Source organism: Nocardia sp. bgisy118 (genome assembly GCF_057708605.1).
Window position 1 is genome coordinate 104,927 of sequence record NZ_JBYISM010000015.1, and the last position, 19,958, is coordinate 124,884.

Below are 19,958 nucleotides of genomic sequence, written 5' to 3' on the forward strand. Positions count from 1 at the left end.
CGATGATGATCGATCGGGCCGATATCCAGGCCGTCTACCCGCTGTCTCCGCTACAGCGCGCGATGCTGCTGCAATCGCAGCTGCATCCGGGCAGCGGTGTCTATCTGGTGCAGATGCATTTCGACTTGTGTGGTTCGCTGGATCCGGTCGCGCTGCGGCAGGCGTGGGCCTCGACCGTGGCCCGGCACGATATGCATCGCACCTTGTTCGTACGGCTGGAAGAGCCCAAACCGCTGCAGGTGGTCCGGCACACAGCGGAGCTGCCGTGGCAGGAGCTGGACTGGTCGGACGAGCACCCAGCTCGGCAAGAGCGGCGCTTCGCCGAGTTGATCGGTCAGGACAAATCGCAGGATTTCGATCCGGCGCAGGCGCCGCTTATGCGGATCACGGTGGTGCGGCTGGCCGAGGACCGACATCGTGTGCTTTGGACCCGTCACCACGCCATCTCCGACGGGTGGTCCATGCCGATCGTGATCGGCGATGTGCTGCGCGACTATGCGGCCCTGGCGGGTGGCGCGGTCCCGGCGGTCGCGCCCGCCCCACAGTTCCGGGACTATATTTCCTGGCTGCGCGGGCGGGATCTGACCAAGGACGAGGATTACTGGCGTAGCACGCTGTCCGGGGTGACAGGGCCGACCCCGTTCGCCGTGGATCGGCCGCTGGGACGGGACACTCTCGGCCTGAGCTCGGTCCGCAAACACCGCACGCGGCTCACTGCGGCCACGACCGCGGCGCTGGCCGGGGCGGCGCGGCGCGAACGGATCACCCTCAGCACCTTCGTGCTCGGCGCCTGGGCAATCCTGCTGCGCCGTTACAGCGGTGAGCACGATGTGGTCACGGGCACTGTGGTTGCCGGGCGGCCGCCTGTGTTGGAGGGCGCGGACGCGATGGCTGGCTGCTTCCTCAACATCCTGCCGGTACGGGTTCTCGTCGACGACGAGAAACCCGTGTTCGACTGGCTGCGGCAACTGCAGTCCGATCAGGTGGACCGTGAGGAGCATGGCTATGTCCCGCTGGGCACCATCCGCAACTGGGCGGGTCTGCGCGGCGATACGCCGCTGTTCGAATCGCTCGTCGTCTTCGAGAACGTCCCCCTAGGCGCGACCACCCGGCTCGGTGACAGCCCGTTGACCGTCGAGAACGCTTCCATGTCCGAGCACCCCGGCTTTCCGCTCACCCTCACTGCGGTGCCGGGCGATGAGTTATCGCTGCAGCTCTGCTATGACGTCGAACGATTCGATGCGGCCACGATCACGCGCATGCTCGGCCATCTCGAGACCGTGCTGACGGCGCTTGCGGGCACCCCGGGCACGCTTCGTACCCTGCCGGTGCTGACCGGCCCGGAGCTGGCGGTGCTCACCGCCGTCACACCAGCTGTCCAGCCGCATTTCGGAGCGCTCGCGTTGCACGAGCTGTTCCGGGAGCAAGTGCGGCGCACGCCGACCGCCGATGCGCTGGTGGTCGGCGAGCAGGTGCTGTCGTATGCGGAGCTGGATAAGCGCTCGGACATCCTCGCCAGTAGCTTGCGCGCTGCCGGCGTGGTCGATGGCACGCTGGTGGGCGTGTGCCTGGAACGGGAGGCGCATCTACCGGTGTCGATCCTGGCCGTGCTGAAGGCAGGGGGCGCCTACGTTCCCCTTGATCCCGCCTATCCAGAGTCCAGGATCGCGCAGATCGTCGGCGATGCCCGGCCTCCGGTTGTGCTGGCCCAGTCGAGCACCCAGGATCTTATTACTGCCGGGACGAGGCGCATCCTGCTCGTCGACGATCCGGCCACCGTGGTGGCGGATCCTGCGGTGTCGCCCGCCGCGACGGTGCATGAGCAGTCGGTGGCAATGGTGATCTACACGTCCGGATCGACCGGGACCCCCAAGGGAGTGCGGATCACCCACGGCAATGTACGCGCCTTGCTGGAATGGGGCCGCCGGGAATTCGATCCGGGCGATCTGGCGGGCACGCTGGCATCCACCTCGATCTGCTTCGATCTGTCGGTATTCGAGCTGTTCTTGCCATTGTGCACCGGCGGCGCAGTGGTATTGGTGCCCAACGTGCTGCTTCTGCCATCGGCTCCTGGCCGGGACCGGGTGACCTTGGTCAACACCGTGCCGTCGGCGATGGATGCACTGCTGCGCGCTGACGGACTGCCAGCCGGGGTCCGCGCGGTCAATCTGGCCGGTGAGCCGTTGCCTCGGACCCTGGTGGACCGGCTGCACGCGCAGGACTCGGATCGGCTGGTCCGCAATCTGTACGGCCCGTCCGAAGACACGGTGTATTCGACGTGGGCACGCATTCCCCGCGGTTCGGGGAAACCGCTGATCGGCGTGCCGGTCGGCGGAAGCCAGGTGTATGTGCTCGACAGCGCTGGTGCCCCTGCTCCGGTCGGGGTGCCCGGCGAGCTGTACCTCGGAGGAGACGGTGTGTCGCAGGGGTACCACGAGCGGCCGTCGCTGACGGCGGATCGCTATGTCCCCGACCCGTTCGGATCGGTTCCCGGCGCCCGGCTCTATCGCACTGGCGATCTGGTGCGGCGCCACGACGACGGGCAGCTGGAGTATCTGGGGCGCAACGACCGGCAGGTGAAGCTGCGTGGTTTCCGTATCGAACTGGGTGAGATCGAGTCGGCGCTGCGCGCGCTGGACGGTGTATCCGATGCGGCCTCCGTGGTGTACACCGGCGAGCGTGGGGTGCGGCGTCTTATTGCCTACGCGGTCGGAACCACTCTCGGGCCGGGCGCACTGCAACCTGGTCGTCTGCTCGATGCACTGCGTAACGTGCTACCCCAGTACATGATCCCCACCGCCGTGTTGGTGCTGGATCGGATTCCGTTGACACCCAATGGCAAGGTCGATTGGCAGGCGCTGCCGGCACCGGAACCGACTGTGGCGCAGCGTTCTTCTCGGGTGCCGTCCGGTCCGATCGAATCCGCTGTCGCCGAGGTATGGACGGCGGTACTCGGGATCGAACAGCCTGGCGCCGACGACAGCTTCTTCGACATCGGCGGCGATTCGCTGACCTTGGCCCAGGTGTTCGGCCAGTTGCGCCGTGTCTTCCCCGGCCAGTTGGCCATCACCGACTTATTCCGGCATCCGACCATCGCCGCCCTGGCCCGCCATCTGGAAGTCGCGCCGGGTGAGGAGGCGTCGCCCGCATTCGCCGAGGTGCAGAACCGGATCGCACGTCGGCGCGCGGCGCGCGAGAGGAGCGTTCGATGACCACGGTCTACGACTACGACAGAGAGACCGGGGACGATCTCGGCACCGCAGTCGCCGTAGTAGGCATGGCCCTGCGTTGCCCCGGCGCACCCGATGTAGAGACGTTCTGGCGCAACCTGTGCGACGGTGTCGACTCTATCGCCGACCTGACCGAGGACGATCTGCTGTCGGTGTATGACGATCCCGCGGTACTGGCCGATACGGCCCTCGTGCGGCGGATCGGGCTGCTGGACGGTATCGAGAATTTCGATGCTGACTATTTCGGGTTCACCCCGCGCGAGGCCGAGCTGATGGACCCGCAGCAGCGATTCCTGCTCGAAGTCGCTGTGGAGGCACTCGACGACGCCGGGCACGATCCGGCCCGCGCGGACGGCACCGTCGGCGCGTTCCTCGGCATTGGCCGCAGTAGCTATTTCCTGGCGCAGTTGCTGCCGCGCGCGGAGCTGCTCGGCGCGTTCGCCCGGCAGGTGTCTTTGTTCAACGACAAGGATTTCGCGGCAACCCATCTCGCGCACCGGCTCGACTTGACCGGTCCGGCCATGACGATCGGCACGGCCTGCTCGACTTCCCTGGTCACCGTGCATCAGGCCGTCCGGAGCCTGCTGGATTTCGAATGTGATGTGGCTCTGGCAGGCGGTGCGACGATCAATGTGCTGCAGCGCGGCGGATACCGCTACCAGGAAGGCAATATCTTCTCACCGGACGGCCGGTGCCGCCCCTACAGCGCCGCCGCCCTGGGCACGGTCGGCGGCAGTGGCGTGGGTGTGGTGGTACTGAAACGCCTGGATGAGGCGGTACGAAACGGAGACTGCATTCGTGCGGTGATCCGGGGTTCCGCAGTGAACAACGACGGCGCTGGCAAGGTGGGTTTCACCGCGCCGAGCGTCGACGCCCAAGCAGCGGTGGTGTTCGAGGCCCTGCAGGCCGCGGGGGTGGACGCGGCCTCGATCGGGCTGGTCGAAGGACATGGCACCGCGACACCGATGGGGGACCCGATCGAGGTGGCGGCTCTGACCGACGCGTTCCGGGCGGCGGGTGCGGTGGATCCCGGATCCTGCGCCCTGGGTTCGGTGAAATCGAATGTGGGACATCTCGATACTGCCGCCGGGGTGGCAGGACTGATCAAGGCCGTTTTGTGCGTAGAACGTGGCTGGCTGCCGCCGAGCCTGCACTTCGATACCGCGAACCCGGCCATCGATTTTGCTTCGTCGCCTTTCTACGTCAACAACGTTCTCCAGGAATGGGTCTCACCGCATCCACGGCGAGCGGGGGTGTCCTCGTTCGGTATGGGGGGAACGAATGCGCACGTGGTGGTGGAGCAACCACCGGTCACGGCAACCGGTAACACGAGCACAGGCGAGTCCGACGGTTGGCAGGTGCTGCCACTTTCGGCCAAGTCGCGGGCATCGCTGGCCCGGCACCGTGAACGCGTGGCCCGGCACCTGCGCAGCGAGGCCGCCGAATCGCTGGTCGATACCGCGTTCACGTTGCAGACCGGCCGGGGGGAATTCGCATACCGGACCGCAGTGGTGGGCCGGTATGGGGCCGAATGCGCCGAACGGCTGGTCGGCACCGACTCGAGCGATTACTCGGCCACGCCGCATGCTCCAGTGGCGTTCTGCTTCGCGGGTCAGGGCTCGCAGTTCCCCGGAATGGCCGCCGGTCTGTATGCGGGTGAACAGGTGTTCCGTGCAGCCGTGGACGATTGTGCCGAGGTCGCCCACGCTGAACTCGGCATCGACCTGGTTACCCTGGTCTGCGACCCCACCGCTGAACTCGTCGATACCCGAGTCGTGCAGCCGGCGCTGTTCGCGGTCCAGTACGCGCTGACCGCCCTGTGGCGGTCGTGGGGCATAGAACCCGCCGCTATGGTCGGGCACAGCATCGGCGAGTGTGTCGCCGCCGCGGTCGCCGGGGTTTGGTCTGCACGAGACGCGATGCGGGTGGTGTGCTGGCGCGCCGATCTGATGCAGGCGCAGCAGCGTGGCGCGATGCTAGCGGTCGCGCTGGGCGAGTCGGCCGTCGCCGAGCTGGCGGGCGACTGTGTGGTCGCGGCAGTCAACAGTCCACTACAGACCGTGCTGTCGGGTACGGAGGAGGCGGTGGCGGCACTGTCGGCACGGTTGGTCGACACCGGCGTCCGGCATCACCGGCTGGTCACGTCGCACGCGTTCCATTCGCCGCTGATGGAGCCGATGCTCGACGAGTTCGTCCGCAGGTTGCGCACGGTACCGTTCCATCGGCCGTCGATCCGGTTCGGTTCCAATGTCACCGGGACCTGGATCACCGATGAGGAGGCACTGAACCCGGAGTACTGGGGTAGTCAGGTCCGGAGCGCGGTTCGCTACTCCGGCAACGTGATCCGGCTGCTGGCCGATGAGCCGGAGGCAGTCATACTGGAGGTCGGCCCCAGCGCCGTTGGTACCACGATGCTGCGTGAGCATGACGAGGCCCGCAGCCGGGTCACGGTCACCTCGATGCGCCGCAAACAGTCAACCGCCGATGACCTGTGTGTCGTGCGTGAGGCGTTGGCAAGACTGTGGGTGCACGGCGCCGACATCGACTGGGCCGGCTTGCACGCTGACCGGCCCCGGCGGCGGGTTCCGTTGCCCGCGTACGCTTTCGACTCCCAGCGGCATTGGATCGACCGTCCTCGTGCTGCGCCAGTGTCGACCGCCCGGCTGTTTCGACATGTCTTCGGAGCACAGCCGCGGCCGGAGCCGATCGATGGCCCGGGCGCTGAGTGGATCGTGTTCGCCGACGACACCCCCCTGTGCGAGGCTCTGCTGACCCGATTGCGCGCCAGCTCGCATCGGGTAACCACCGTGGTCCGAGGCCCCGGCTTCGCCAGGCTCGGCGCCGATGCCTACCAGGTCAGGCTGGGCGACAGCGCTGACGCCGAGCGACTTTACGCCGCGCTCCCTGGAGCCCCGCTGCGTCATCTCGTCTACCTGTGGTCGGCCGATCCCGGGAGTGACGACCCTGCGGTCGTGAGTGTGGACGGCCCGATCGCGCTGGCTCGTGCCCTCGGCCTGTCCGACTGGTCCGGCACCATCCGGCTGGCCGCAGTGACCCGAGGTCAGGCATCGGCCGACGGGATCGTGCATGAACCGGAGGCCGCGCTGGTGCTCGGCCCGGTGAAGACGCTGCCGCTGGAGTACCCCAGCCTGCGCGCCGCCGCCATCGATGTCGGCACGGCTGAGAAGGCTACTAGTGCGTGCACCGCCGAGGATGCCGCCGCGGCACTGATAGCCGAGCTGACGGCTGGTCTGCCGAATGCGTTCGTCGCCATACGTGGCGACACACGGCTGGTCGAACAGGTACAGCCGCTCACCCGCGCATCGCCTCGCACGTCCCTTCGCCCGGACGGCGTATACCTGATCACGGGTGCGTTCGGCGGTATCGGGTCGCGAGTAGCACAGCATCTGACCGGGCTGGGGCCTGTCCGTTTGGCGCTGTTCGGCCGCACTCCCGTTCCGGCGGCCGGTGAACCCGATCCGGACGGCCGTGCCGCGCTGGTGGCAGCCCTGGAGGCGGCCGGCGCCGAGGTGGTGGTGGAAACTGCCGACGTCACCGATGCTGCGGCAGTCGCCGCGGCGGTGACAAGGGTCGAACGGCGTTTCGGTGTGATCCACGGGGTGTTGCACGCCGCCGGGATCGCCGGTGGCGGTCTGGCACAGTTCCAGATCCCCGAGAACGTGCGTCGGGTACTGGCACCCAAGACGCTGGGCACCCGTGCCCTCGCTGCCGCCCTGCATGGCCGGGACCTGGATTTCTTCGCCGTCTTCTCCTCAGTGAGTGCGCTACTCGGCGGCTTCGGCCAGCTCGATTACTGTGCTGCAAACGCCTTCGCCGACGCTTGGGCCAACTCCGCGGAGGCTCCGCCGAATACCGTCGTCATCGACTGGGACACCTGGTGGGACACAGGTATGGCCTCGACGAACCGGCTACCCGAGGAAGTAGTGCGGGCACATGCCGGGCACGAGCGGGCCGGGTTCCCGGCATCGGACGCGCTAGGTGCCCTCGAACGAGCCCTGTTCTGCGGGCTGCGTCGGGTGATCGTATCCACCGAAACCTTGCCGGGGCGGCTGGCGTCGGGTGCTGATCGGCACCGCATCGGGGCCGCCGTCGAACGTCCCGTGGTCACCAGGACCGCGGACGAGGTCGAGCAGGTCCTGATCGAGATCTGGCGGGGTTTGCTCGGTCGCGAGCAGATCGACCGCAGCGGCAACTTCTTCGAATTGGGTGGCGACTCGGTTCTGATCCTGGAGGCGGGGCGGCAGGTAAGGCAGCGCCTCGAGGTCACCGTGTCGGTGGCAGACCTGTTCGGGTATCCGACTATTTCGCAGCTGGCCGCGCATCTTTCCAAGACTGCTGTAGCAGATCTCTCGGACTCGGTCACGGTCGGTGACCATGGTGCGGACACTGACATCGCCGTGATCGGTATGGCATTGCGCCTGCCAGGGGCAAGGTCAGCGGACGAGTTCTGGGCGAATCTGATGGGTGGCGTCGATTCCCTGGTGCCCACCGACGAGCCGGCCGAATCCGCGCAGGGCACACCGGGCACCTATGTCGCCGTGGCGGGAGCCCCCGAGGGTGTCGACCTGTTCGACGCGGCGTTCTTCGGCTTCACACCTCGTGAGGCCGAACTGATGGATCCCCAGCAGCGGCTGCTGCTGACCTGCTCGTACGAGGCGCTGGAGGACGCCGGATACCGGCCTCGCGAATATCCGGGCCGGGTCGGTGTGTACGCGGGTACCGCGCTGAGCAGTTATTTGCTGAACAACCTGATCCCGCACCGCGACGACACCTCAATCGACCCGACACTGGTTGGCCTGGGCAACGAGAAGGATTTCGCGGCCACCACCGTCGCCTACCGGCTCGATCTGCGTGGCCCCGCAGTCAGCGTGGGTACCGCCTGCTCGACGTCGCTGGTCGCCGTCGTGCAGGCCTGTCGCGCCCTCATCGCCAGGGATTGCGATGTGGCGCTGGCCGCTGGAGCCAAGGTGCGCACCCCCGAACGCAGTGGCTATTTCCATGTCGAGGGCAGTATGACTTCTCCGGATGGAAAGTGCCGCCCCTACAGTGCCGATGCGCGCGGCACCGTGTTCACCAGCGGCGCGGGCGTGGTGGTGCTGAAACGTCTGTCGGATGCGATGCGGGACGGCGACAGCGTGCGCGCGGTGATCCGGGGTTCGGCAGTGAACAACGACGGTGCGGGGAAGGTCGGGTTCACGGCACCGAGCGTGGGTGGACAGGCGGCAGTGGTGCTGGAGGCCTTGCGGGCCGCCGGGGTCGACGCCGACTCGGTGGGCTTGGTGGAGGGGCACGGGACGGCAACACCGATGGGTGATCCGATCGAGGTCGCGGCGCTGTCGCAGGCGTTCCGGGCGGCGGGTGCGGTGGCTACGGAGTCCTGTGCGCTGGGTTCGGTGAAATCGAATGTGGGGCATCTAGATGCGGCGGCGGGGGTGACAGGGCTGATCAAGGCCGTGTTGTGCGTAGAACGCGGCTGGCTGCCGCCGAGCCTGCACTTCGATACCGCGAACCCGGCCATCGATTTCGCGTCGTCCCCGTTCTTCGTGAATAATGTACTGCGCGAATGGTCTTCGGACGGGCCGAGGCGCGCGGGGGTGTCGTCGTTCGGCATCGGTGGCACGAATGCGCATGTAGTGGTGGAACAGCCCCCAGCGGTGGCGCCGATGTGGGTTGGCGGCGATCGATGGGAGGTGCTGGTCGCTTCGGGGAAGTCGGCGGAGTCGGTACTGGGTCAGCGGGCGCGGTTGACCGAGTTCCTGCGCGGTACCGGGTCACCCTACGAGGTGACGCTCAGTGATGTGGCGTTCACCGCGCAGACGGGCCGGGACGAGTTCGGATACCGGGTGGCGGCGGTTGGCCGGGACCGGGCCGAATGCGCCGACCTGCTCGCCGCAGCCCAGCCCGTCCCCGCGCGACCGCGCGCGCAGGTCGTATTCTTGCTCGGTTCGTACCCGCTCGGCGGGCTTCTCGACCACGAACCCGTATTTCGCACGGCTATCACAGAAATGGCCACCCTTGCCGAGCGCGAATGCGGCCTCGATCTACTCACCCTGGTCCGGGCCGGCAACTCCGCGCCGCTGGTGGCGACGGCCGTGTCGATCGCACTAGCTCGATTGTGGCAGTCCTGGGGTATCCGGCCATGCGCGGTGATCGGCGACGACGAGTACGCGACCGCGGTGGTCGCCGGAGTCCTGTCAGCGGCGGAGGCCGTGCGACTTGCCTGCTACTCGGGGACCGGCACAGCTCCGGCGATCACACCGCAGCGTCCCAAGGTGCGGTTCGCATCCACCGCTACCGGTGAGTGGATCGCCGACGAGCAGGCAATGAGCCCGGCCTACTGGACCGGACGTCGGCACTCACACACAAGACCGGATGTGAGCAAACTTCTCGCGAGCGAACCTGATGTCGTGCTGCTCGATCTCGGTGGAGCCTCGTTGCCGGAAGCCATCGACCACACGGTAGTCACGATGACCAGCACCGACCCGATGCGTGCAACCAGGGAAGCACTGGCACAGATGTGGCTGCACGGTGTCGAGGTCGACTGGGCAGCTCTGCATGCTGATCGCAGTCCGCGCCGAGTTCCGTTGCCCACCTATGTGTTCGATCTCCAGCGGTACTGGATTGATCCGCCGGGGCGGGTGGGTGGTAGGCAGATGTCGAGCGGCGGCGGTGCGGACGGGTCCCGGACGGCGAGTCCGGGCATAGCTCACCCGCGTCCAGCCCTGCGCACTCCATACGTTGCACCGAGCACCGAAGCCGAGCGCCGCGCGGTCACGGTGTTGGAACAGACTCTCGGTATCAGCCCGATCGGTGTGCATGACGACTTTTTCGAGCTCGGCGGCAGTTCCATGCTGGCTCTGCAGGTAGTCGTCGCTGTCGCCGAACTTTTCGGTGTCACTCTGCCGAGCCATGCCGTCTTGGACGCCCCTACCGCGGCCGGAATGGCGGTACTGCTCGCCGATTCCGACCCGGCTGCATCGGCCATCAGGACCCTCGTCACTTTGAATGAGGGAGTGCCCGATTGCGCGCCGCTTTTCCTGATCCACCCGATCGGGGGCAGCGTCTACTTCTATCGTGAACTCGCTGCGGTGCTGCCTCCGGACGTCCCGGTCCATGCGTTCCAGGCCGCTGGGCTCGACGGCGAAGCGGTGCCGAGGGACCGGATCGAGGATATGGCGCAGGCCTATCTGGCCGAGCTGCGCAAAATAACACCCCACGGTCCGTACCGGCTGGCGGGTGCGTCATTCGGTGGCCTGGTCGCCCTGGAACTCGCCCACCGCCTGCGTACGGCCGGTGAAGACGTCGAACTGCTGGCCCTGTTCGACACCCCTGGGCCTGGTCAGATGCCCCCGGACCAGGGCTCCGGCACCGAACCTGGTGGTCGCGAACTCTCCGGCGACCATGCCGAGGCGTACCGGGCCCAGGTGACCGCCGTGTATCGGGCCAACACGGCCGCTATGCACGCCTATGACCCGCAGCCTTACCCGGGCCTCATCCTGTACTTCTTGGCGGAACTACGCCGTCCGCACATCGATCCGCCGCGGCCGGACACGGCGTGGGTGCCGCTGGCCCGCGGCGGGCTGCTCACCCATCGCGTACCGGGTGATCACGTATCCATGCTGGAGCCGCCGCACGTTGCCACCATCGGTCAGCTATTGACCAGCCACCTCATTGATCGAGAAGGACGAAATATCTCGTGAGTAGTACTGACATCACGGAAGCGAGCATCGCCGAGGGCCAGGCGGCCTACACACCGCGCGGGCTCGCCTACTACCGGTTCTTCGTGCTCGGTTTCAGCAACCGGTTCGCCTGGCGCTGCCCGACCTCGCGATTGCTGGATCACTACAACCAACACGTCAGCGCCAGTCATCTCGACGTCGGTGTCGGAACCGGCTATTACGTCGCCAACTGCCGTTACCCAGCCACGCAGCCGCGGATCGGGCTGATGGATATCAACCGCCATTCCCTGAACTGCGCAGCGCGTGCGGCAAGTCGGTATACCCCGGAGATCCACGAGCAGAACGTCTTGGAACAGATACAGTCGCAAATCGCCCCGTTCGATTCGATCGGCTTGACCTATCTGCTGCATTGCCTGCCTGGCACCATTGCCGACAAATGCGTGGTTTTCGACCATCTGATGCCGCTGCTCGCTCCCGGCGGCACTGTATTCGGTGCCACGGTGGTCGCCGAGTCCGACGGCCCGCACAATGCCATCGCCCGATACCTGCTGCGCGAGTACAACCTGCGCGGCCATTTCCATAACACGACCGACCGCACGGCGGACCTGTATGACGAGCTGCTCACCCGCTTCCACGACGTCGATATCCGGCGCTCCGGATCGGTCGCGCTGTTCGCTGCGCGGCGTCCCCGCCGCGAATCCTGACCCACGCATCGCCCGCTCACGCACACTCTTCGACCCCTGGGGGAAATATGACCATCGACGCTGACATCACTTGCGATGTCCTGATCATCGGCGCCGGGCTGCCGGGCGGCTCACTCGCTCGGCAATTGCGCCTGCAGTATCCGGAGCTGGACATCGTCGTGGTCGAGGAGGCGACAGAATTTCCGTCCGGCCTGGACGAATACTCCGGTGAGGAGTTCACCAATTACGCGAACCGCATGCTGAAACTGGGCCCGCATCTGCGGAAAACCCAGATTGTGGGGTCCGGTCTGCGGTTCTTCTTCGATTCCCCGGACCATGACCTGCCGCTGGTCCAGATGTCGGAAATCGGCGGTAGACGCCCACATCCGATTCCCACCTACCTGATCAACCGGCCCGAGGTCGAGCGAACACTGTGCGATCTCAACGCCGCCAGCGGGGTGCGGGTCATGCTGGGCACCCGGGTGCTGCACTGCGAGCCCGGTGAATCGCCGGCCGAAGCCATCACCCTCGATGCCGAACACGGCCATCTGGTACGCACCTCGGCGGGCACGATCCACTGCCGATGGTTGGTGGACGCAGCCGGAGAACGTTCACCGCTGACCCGGATGCTCGACCTGGTCGCCACCGATGATCGCAATCCGATCGCCGCCGCTTGGGCTCGCTTCGACGGTTGCCATTCCCTGGACGATTTCGACACCGAAGACGGTGCGTGGGCCCGCCGAGTGCCACACTGGGGGCGTAGCGGCGCGATGGGGTATTTCCTGTACCGGGGGTACTGGATCTGGTACCAACCGATCAGCGCGACCGAATACAGCGTCGGTGTGGTGTACGACCGCCGCCACGTCGAGCCGCCCGTGCGCAGTGGCGCCGAGTTGACCGCCTTCCTGCGCGGCCACCGGGCCGTCGCGGACCTGCTCGGCGAGGGTGCGCGGCAGCTCAGTTTCGGATGTCGGGACAATTTCGCTCGGTTGTCCAAACTGCAGTTCTCCGCTGATCGCTGGTTCCTTACCGGGAACGCGGGGACGATGCTGGATCCGATGTTCGCCACCACATCCTGGCTGTTCACCGAGAACAACAAGCTCATCGGTGAATACATCGGCTCGGATATGGCCGGGAAACGCGACGAGATCGACGGCATGGTGTTCCATTTCGATATTCGGCTCCGCAGCCGGTACGAGAAGTTGTTGAACACGCCCGGTAGCTATCTCTTCCGCGGTTCGTTCGACGCGTGGTCGGCGTGGATCGCCCTGCGCACCCGGGTCTACTACAACCGCATCGTCCCCGACGCGCTCGAAGACCACCGCATCGTGTTGAAGTTCTCCCGTACTCACCCCGTCGGCTGCGACTGCGAGAACGTCGTGATGAACGGGAAGCTGTCGCGGCTGCTCACCGCCGCGGACCGGCTGACCGAGGAATTCGTTGCCATACTCGACCAGGCCGGGCAGTACTACGACCACAACGAGGGGGCGTACCTCGATTCCGCCGGTTATGACCAGGACCCGTCGTTGATGGCCAAGGTGTACGAACCACGGGACTGGCAACTGGAGGCGCAGGAGGATGTCCGCGCGTACGCGATCTTCTGCGGCACGCTGGTGCACCGGCTCTGCGAGCTGACGGGCCGCCCGTGGAGTGAGGAAGCGTTCTGCGGTGTGCTGAATCTCGACTGGGACAGCGGGCAAAAGCTGTCAGAGATCTTCGAGTCGACAGTCCGCGAATCGGGTGCGCAGGCGGTCAGCTAAGCGGCGCATTCCGGCTCAGAATCGAGATCTCTATGAGTACAGTGCCTTCGCCGGCGGCCGAGGAGGCGCCGGTGGAACTATCTGGCAGACTGCATTCTCTGGACGCGCTGCGCGGAATGGTGCAGTTGGGCGGGGTGGCCTTCCATACCACGTTGTCATTCATCCCCGGATTCGCGTATGCGGGGTGGGTGGCGGCAGATCGCAGCCCAAGTCACTTCCTGGGATTGCTTGCATTCATTATTCATATGTTCCACATGCCAACCTTTTTCATGCTTGCCGGATTCTTCGCCCGGATGCAGTTGCGGCGCAACTCGAGCAGCCGTGACTTTCTACGGTCGCGTGCCAAGCGTATTTTGCTTCCGCTGCTGTTCGCCTGGCTGGCCGTCCTGCCGTTGATAGCCGTTCTGGTCATCGTGCGGGAGCGGACCGGCCATCTGCACAGCGTCGTTCACAAACACAATGTCGTGCCGTTCCCGTTGGCGCACTTCTGGTTCCTTTGGCTCCTGTATTGGTTCCTGCTGATCACCACGGGGCTGTACGGACTGTTCACTATATTTCCGCGGGCCGGTCAGTTCGTTCGGGCCTCCGTGGAAGCCGTTTTCAACGGGATCACCCGGTTGCATATCGAGCCTCTGGTGCTGGCGGTTCCGGTGACGCTGGGATTCCTCTGTTATTCACCGTGGTTCCTGTGGGGCGGATATCCAGCACCGGTAATGGATCTCGTACCACAGCCGCCGGTACTCATCGGCTACGGGACGGCTTTCACGCTCGGGTGGTTCGCGCATAAGAACATGCATGTTCTACTGTCCTGGCGGGCGCGTTGGCCAACATATCTGCTGCTCGCGATCATCGCCACCACAGCGGTGTCAGCGACTGGAAGGTTCGTACCCAGCGCATTTCTTGCGACGGTGGACGGCTCGCTGACGATGGTGCCCATGGAGGGTGGTTCGAAACTTCTGTACGCGTTTGGGTATTGCCTGGCGAGCTGGCTATGGGTGCTTGCACTCGTCGGTCTCGCGCAGCGTCTCATGTCCGGATTCAGCGCATGGCGCCGGTACCTGAGCACCGCCTCTTACTGGATATATCTCACCCACGTACCGCTGGTGATGGCACTGCAGGTGGTCGTAGAGGGCTGGCCCTTGCATTGGAGTGTCAAGTTCGCAATGATCCTCGTCGCGACATTGTTCACACTGTTGGTCAGTTATCACTTTTTGGTGCGGCCCACTTTTGTGGGCGAGCTGCTGAACGGACGTCGGTATCCGATCGGTTCGGGCAGATCGACCCGTACGGAATAATGTACGCAAGCCTGACGCGGGATACGGCCTTTGTCGATGAATGCAATAGATGAGGGCTTAGAAAGGATCTCGGAATGGTTAGGATTGTCCGCCGAATCGACGGCCTCACATACGAGTTCGTCGGCCAGAAGTCTGCGGGTGGATATCTCTTGTAAACGTACCGACCTAGATTTATGGCGCCGTCGAATGCCTGGCTACGGCTGGGGGGCGTGTACGACGGGAGCAGTGCCGAGTAAGCCCTTCGCCGACCCTGGACATGGCGAATATCCTCCAGGAGGGATGCGGGTCAGTGACAAAGGGGACCGGGCGCGCTCCCTTCGGGGAGATTTCCTTGTCGATCAACTCGTTGGCTCCGGTCGGTTGCCTCCCGATTTTGTAGGGTGTGATATTTGTGTACAAGAACAATTCAAATAAAGGTTACGAGTGGAGGGATACCGCGACTAGCCTGGCAACGCTTGCTGCCGACATGTTGACTCGTGGTTTCACGAAGCTCCTGATACCATTCTCTTTTGCGCAGGCAGCAGAATCGGTCACCCCCTTCCATTTGTCTCCATCAGGCTGGTGGGTATGGCCGCTCGGCCTGGTGGTAACTGATTTATGCTACTACTGGGCGCACCGGGCCGATCATCAGATTCGAATTCTTTGGGTCGCACATAGCGTGCATCATTCCAGTCGATACTTCAATCTATCGACTGGAATGCGTCGCCCATGGCTGTATCCAGGAATATTTACCCTGCGCGGTCTGGCATTTGTGCCAGCGGCGATGATCGGTTTTCCTGCTTGGATGATCGGTCTCTCGTACGTAATGGTGTTTTTTTATCAGATACCAGTGCATACGGAGCGTATCGGCGTGTTGCCGGGGCCTGTGGAGTTCATCTTCAATACGCCTTCACACCATCGCGTGCATCATGGTTCGAACGCTCAATATCTGGATCGGAATTTCGGAGGGATCCTGATCTTGTGGGATCGCATTTTTGGAACCTTTACCGCCGAGCGTGAGCCTGTTCTTTATGGAACGGTTCATGATGTTGACTCATTCAACCCCTTAGTGGTCAACTATGGTGAGCTCGTCTCCCTTGTGAGGGACGTTCGGAGTTCGAGCAACTGGTCAGCCCGGCTGCGGCACGTGTTGGGCCGTCCAGGCTGAAGCTGAGTAGCGCCTTTTCAATCAGCCGATTGGAACGTCGTGGTGCCCATGGTGACCAGGCGACGACCACGAAAAGCGGGAGTAGCGGGCTTGGTGCTCCAGGCGGTGGCCCGTTTCGTTACCGGGCCAGACGGAATAGAATGACCAGGGATCGAAATGCATATATCAACGCACGGATCGAACTCGGAGAGGGCTTTCGGGAGCAACTCGCTGCTGATCACGAGCGACTTGTTTCGAACAGCAATGCGGGCTCACTCGTCTGGGGTAACCATCATCACTATGAACTCCGCATCCGGGCCGACTGGATTCACGGCAAGCTCCGTGGCCTCGGTCTCGCTCGAGCCGCCGCTGATTTCTTTCAATATCTCTAATAGATCCACCTGTCTGCGAGCAATGCAACTGACCGATTCTGTCCTCATACATTTCTTGAGCGACCAGCAACGACACCTTGCGGAGCGGTTTTCGGGCAGAATTACCGAGCGATTCTCGCCGGAGACGGAATGGTCGCATCTGGCTTCCGGAGAACCACTTCTCGCGGGAACTCGAGTCTGGCTCCGAGTTGGCGTCCAGCAAAGAATTCCAGCTGGTGATCACACAATAATTCTTGGACTTGTACGGGACCTATCGGTACCGTCTGATGGCAAGTTATTGCCTGCGCCTCTCATCTATCAGAACGGGAAATACCACGGCGCTGTGCCCTTGCCGCCGAGTGACCCGACCGCGTCGAGCCACGGGTAGTTTTGTTCAGTAACGCCGGAAGACGAAGGTGTAGACGGTGGCACCGACGGCGTCGATCAACTGCCCGAGTTCGGTGGGTAAGAGGCCATGCCGACCAGGATTCGGTGCCGACGGATGGCTTGAGCCGCAAATTCTTGGATGCGTACCAGATCGGCAGTGCTGGTGGCGGACTCGGCGACGCCGGACCGACCGGCACCGCGAGCTCGGCCATCGCCCGGTCCTACTCCAGAACGTTGATGGTTGCCCGATGGCTGCGGCGAGCCGGTACCGCTGTATTCCCCTGATCTTGCCCTACTCGACTACATCGAACATGCAGACCGAATGGTCTTATATGTGTCAGGCAGGGAGTAGGGGTCGCCGCGGCTCGGCGGCACGTGGATGCGGGAGGTCGGTCAGCGGAGTCGGGAGGGTGCTGTGAGGCGTACCACTGCAGGGCTTCGCGGAGAGCTTCGGCCTGCTGCCGCGCCAGTGTGGTCTTCGGCAATCCGGATCTCGCAGACCGCATCGAGTGGCGGGCGCTGCAATAGGGCTCCGTTGGGAGGCGGCTCGGGCCGATCGCCTGGGTCCGGCGCACTTCATCGGAGTTGGCCGACGGAGGGTCAGCGGCGACGGCTCGCGGCGGTGTTTGACCGTCACCCGGTTCGGGTAACAACCCTATGACCCGCATCGACGTGCGGGCCACAGGGCTGCTCATGTGTGCGCCCCCGGCAGGAATCGAACCTGCGACCTAGGGATTAGAAGGCCCTTGCTCTATCCAACTGAGCTACGGAGGCAGCGGTTTCCACCATGGCCGATATCGGCGGTGGTGTCCAGCGCGGAAATTATAGCGACTGTCCAGAAACTAGATTCTTAGCGTCAGCAATATTCCCTATACCTCAGTCGAGCAGGACAGCGAGAGTCAGCAGGGTGGCCAAGGTCACTTCGACGATGAAGTAGAACCAGACCGGGTAGAAAGCGGACGCGGGCTCGGTGAACGAGGACCAGATCCGGCCGAACGCCATCCCGCCCAACGCGGCGGCCACCGCGATGCACACCCCGAATCTGAGGTCGCCGACATCGGCGGCAGCCAGCCCGAGGACAACGGCCACGGCGATGCCGAAGCCGCCGTAGACCGCGCGGACTTCGGCGTGCGCGTCGGCTCGATCGGCGAGCATGCCGACCGTGTCGGCGAGCTGGCCCGGGCGAAACAGTCCGTAAATGCCCATGGCGGCGAAGAACAGCGCCACGACGGCAATCAGCACGACCGACATCCCACCTCCGTGATTCGCGCCTACCTTATCTCCATCGAGCGGCTCGAGCCCGCTCCGCCCACGCCCGACCGACACAACTACGCTGAGTCGTATGTCGTCACCGCAGGACCCGCCCCTCGCACCCGCTGAGCCGGACGTCCAGCGGGCGGCTTCGGCGGGCAACTTCGCCGTCGTGACCGCATTCGCGGGAGCCCTCGCCGCCGTCGTCGCGGCGCTGGTGGTCGGCCTCTCCGCGGCGCAGGCGTTGAGCCTGCTCGGCATCCCGGATCCGGGTCCGCTGACCACCTACGGGCTGCCCGCGACCCGCGCGCTGGCCGATCTCGCCGCGGCGCTGACCGTCGGCTCGCTGCTGTTCGCCGCGTTCCTGGTGCCGCCGCAAGCGGACGGACTGTTGGACGTAGGCGGCTACCGCGCGCTGCGGCGGGCCTCGAATTTCGCGGTGCTCTGGGCGTGTTGCGCCGCGCTGCTGGTCCCGCTGACGGTGTCGGACACCACGGGCCAGCCCGTCTCCGACGTCTGGCGTCCGGAACAGCTGTGGCGGGCGATCGGGCAGGTGGATCTGGCCGAGGCCTGGCGCACCACGGTGATCTTGGCGCTGATCGTGGCGATCGGCTGCCGTCTCGCGCTGCGCTGGGGCTGGACGCCGCTGCTGCTGGGCGGCGCGATCGTGACCATGATGCCGCTGGCGCTGACCGGGCATTCGTCCTCGGGCGGCTCGCACGACATCGCGACCAACAGCCTCATCCTGCACCTGGTGTCGGCGGCGGTCTGGGTGGGCGGCTTGTTCGCCGTGCTCGCGCACGCGCTGCGCGGCGGCGCGCACACCGACGTCGCGGTCCGCAGGTTCTCGCTCACCGCGACCATCGCGTTCGTGGTGATCGGCGTCAGCGGCGTGATCAACTCGTGGGTGCGCGTGCCCTTCGACGAACTGTTCACCAGCACCTACGGGCGTCTGGTGCTCGCGAAAGCGGTGGCGTTGATCGTCCTCGGCGTCATCGGCTACTTCCAGCGCCGCGCCGCCGTGCCCGCACTAGCGGCGAACCCGAGCGATCGCGCCGCCCTCATTCGTTTCGGCGCGGTCGAGGCGCTGGTGTTCGCGGCGACCATGGGTTTGGCGGTCGGGCTCGGCCGCACGCCGCCGCCACCGCCGACGACCGTGCCGTCGCCCGCCGAGGTGGAACTCGGCTACGACCTCGCGGGCCCGCCGACGGTCGCGCGGCTGCTGTTCGACTGGCGCTTCGACCTGATCTTCGGCACGGCGGCGATCGTGCTGGCGGTGCTGTATCTGCTCGGCGTCCGGCGGCTGCGCTCGCGCGGCGATTCGTGGCCGGTCGGCAGGACCATCGCGTGGCTGTCCGGCTGCGCGCTGCTGCTGCTCGCGACGTCGTCGGGGATCGGGCGGTATTCGCCCGCGGTGTTCAGCGTGCACATGGGTCAGCACATGGCGCTGTCCATGCTCGCGCCGATCCTGTTGGCCCTCGGCGGCGCGGTGACGCTGGCGTTGCGTGCGCTGCCGCCCGCGGGACGCACCGGCGCACCCGGTCCCCGGGAGTGGATCATGGCCGCCGTGCACAATCCGGTGTCGCGCTTCCTGACCCATCCGATCGTGGCCTCGGTGATCTTCGTCGCCGGTTTCTACGCGCTGTACATGGGCGGCATCTACGACACCTTCGTCGACTCGCACGCGGCCCATCTGCTGATGAACATCCACTTCCTGCTCAGCGGCTACCTCTTCTACTGGGTGGTGATCGGCATCGATCCCAAGCCGCGCCAGGTGGAACCGCTCACCAAACTGGGCATGGTGTTCGGCTCGCTGCCCTTCCACGCGTTCTTCGGCGTCGCGTTGATGAGCATGACGACGGTCATGGGCGGCTGGTTCTTCCGCAGCCTGGATCTGGGCTGGAACAGCGACCTGCTCGGAGATCAGCGCACCGGCGGTAGCCTTGCCTGGGCGAGCGGCGAAGTGCCGTTGGTCGTGGTGATGCTTGCACTGCTCATCCAGTGGTCGCGCAGCGACGAACGGATGGCGAAGCGCATCGACCGCGCCGCCGACCGCGACAACGACGCGGACCTGGCCGCCCACAACGCCATGTTCGCCGAACTGGCGAAACGTGACGGAGAGGTACGCAAGTGAGTGAGACCGCGCCGCCGGGGC

The 19,958-nt window shown here is 65.2% G+C and carries 9 protein-coding genes and 1 tRNA gene; 8 read left to right on the top strand and 2 right to left on the bottom strand.

Annotated features, from left to right (window positions below; genetic code table 11):
* Positions 1-5: 5 nt before the first annotated feature.
* The 7 genes from AC3EO7_RS19710 to AC3EO7_RS19740 all read left to right on the top strand — a co-directional run bounded on the left by AC3EO7_RS19710 (position 6) and on the right by AC3EO7_RS19740 (position 16,553).
* Positions 6-3,212 carry an amino acid adenylation domain-containing protein gene (locus tag AC3EO7_RS19710; RefSeq protein ID WP_435592055.1) on the top strand — a complete coding sequence of 1,069 codons (3,207 nt, stop codon included), beginning with the start codon at positions 6-8 and terminating at the stop codon, positions 3,210-3,212.
* Entirely contained in the window at positions 3,209-10,951 is a 7,743-nt protein-coding gene (locus AC3EO7_RS19715) for a type I polyketide synthase (protein ID WP_435592015.1), read from the top strand. The genes AC3EO7_RS19710 and AC3EO7_RS19715 overlap by 4 nt, the downstream gene beginning before the upstream one ends.
* 83 nt (positions 10,952-11,034) lie before the next feature.
* Positions 11,035-11,634 (top strand): class I SAM-dependent methyltransferase, encoded by a 600-nt coding sequence (locus tag AC3EO7_RS19720; RefSeq protein ID WP_435592016.1) that lies wholly within the window; start codon positions 11,035-11,037, stop codon positions 11,632-11,634.
* A gap of 47 nt (positions 11,635-11,681) precedes the next feature.
* Positions 11,682-13,373 carry an FAD-dependent oxidoreductase gene (locus AC3EO7_RS19725; protein ID WP_435592017.1) on the top strand — a complete coding sequence of 564 codons (1,692 nt, stop codon included), beginning with the start codon at positions 11,682-11,684 and terminating at the stop codon, positions 13,371-13,373.
* A gap of 71 nt (positions 13,374-13,444) precedes the next feature.
* Positions 13,445-14,668: an acyltransferase family protein gene (locus AC3EO7_RS19730; RefSeq protein WP_488186279.1), complete on the top strand. Its 1,224-nt coding sequence runs from the start codon at positions 13,445-13,447 to the stop codon at positions 14,666-14,668.
* A 391-nt stretch (positions 14,669-15,059) separates the two neighbouring features.
* Positions 15,060-15,815, top strand: a complete 756-nt coding sequence (locus AC3EO7_RS19735) for a sterol desaturase family protein (protein WP_435592019.1) — start codon at positions 15,060-15,062, stop codon at positions 15,813-15,815.
* A gap of 243 nt (positions 15,816-16,058) precedes the next feature.
* Positions 16,059-16,553, top strand: coding sequence for a flavin reductase family protein (locus AC3EO7_RS19740; protein ID WP_435592056.1), 495 nt, complete (start codon positions 16,059-16,061; stop codon positions 16,551-16,553).
* 699 nt (positions 16,554-17,252) lie between these two features.
* Here AC3EO7_RS19740 and AC3EO7_RS19745 read toward each other — a convergent pair.
* Both AC3EO7_RS19745 and AC3EO7_RS19750 read right to left on the bottom strand, forming a co-directional pair.
* Positions 17,253-17,326, bottom strand: a tRNA-Arg gene (locus tag AC3EO7_RS19745).
* Positions 17,327-17,428: 102 nt separating this feature from the next.
* Positions 17,429-17,803 (bottom strand): DUF4345 family protein, encoded by a 375-nt coding sequence (locus AC3EO7_RS19750; protein ID WP_431962582.1) that lies wholly within the window; start codon positions 17,801-17,803, stop codon positions 17,429-17,431.
* 91 nt (positions 17,804-17,894) lie between these two features.
* Here AC3EO7_RS19750 and AC3EO7_RS19755 point away from each other — a divergent pair, with 91 nt between their 5' ends.
* Positions 17,895-19,937, top strand: coding sequence for a bifunctional copper resistance protein CopD/cytochrome c oxidase assembly protein (locus tag AC3EO7_RS19755; RefSeq protein ID WP_435592020.1), 2,043 nt, complete (start codon positions 17,895-17,897; stop codon positions 19,935-19,937).
* Positions 19,938-19,958 lie beyond the last annotated feature (21 nt).

What these genes read in the sequence shown, in the direction of transcription:
- AC3EO7_RS19710 (WP_435592055.1), top strand. Translation starts at nt 6, where the DNA reads ATGATCGATCGGGCCGATATCCAGGCCGTCTACCCGCTGTCTCCGCTA.
- AC3EO7_RS19715 (WP_435592015.1), top strand. Translation starts at nt 3,209, where the DNA reads ATGACCACGGTCTACGACTACGACAGAGAGACCGGGGACGATCTCGGC.
- AC3EO7_RS19725 (WP_435592017.1), top strand. Translation starts at nt 11,682, where the DNA reads ATGACCATCGACGCTGACATCACTTGCGATGTCCTGATCATCGGCGCC.
- AC3EO7_RS19740 (WP_435592056.1), top strand. Translation starts at nt 16,059, where the DNA reads ATGCGGGCTCACTCGTCTGGGGTAACCATCATCACTATGAACTCCGCA.
- AC3EO7_RS19750 (WP_431962582.1), bottom strand. Translation starts at nt 17,803, where the DNA reads ATGTCGGTCGTGCTGATTGCCGTCGTGGCGCTGTTCTTCGCCGCCATG.
- AC3EO7_RS19755 (WP_435592020.1), top strand. Translation starts at nt 17,895, where the DNA reads ATGTCGTCACCGCAGGACCCGCCCCTCGCACCCGCTGAGCCGGACGTC.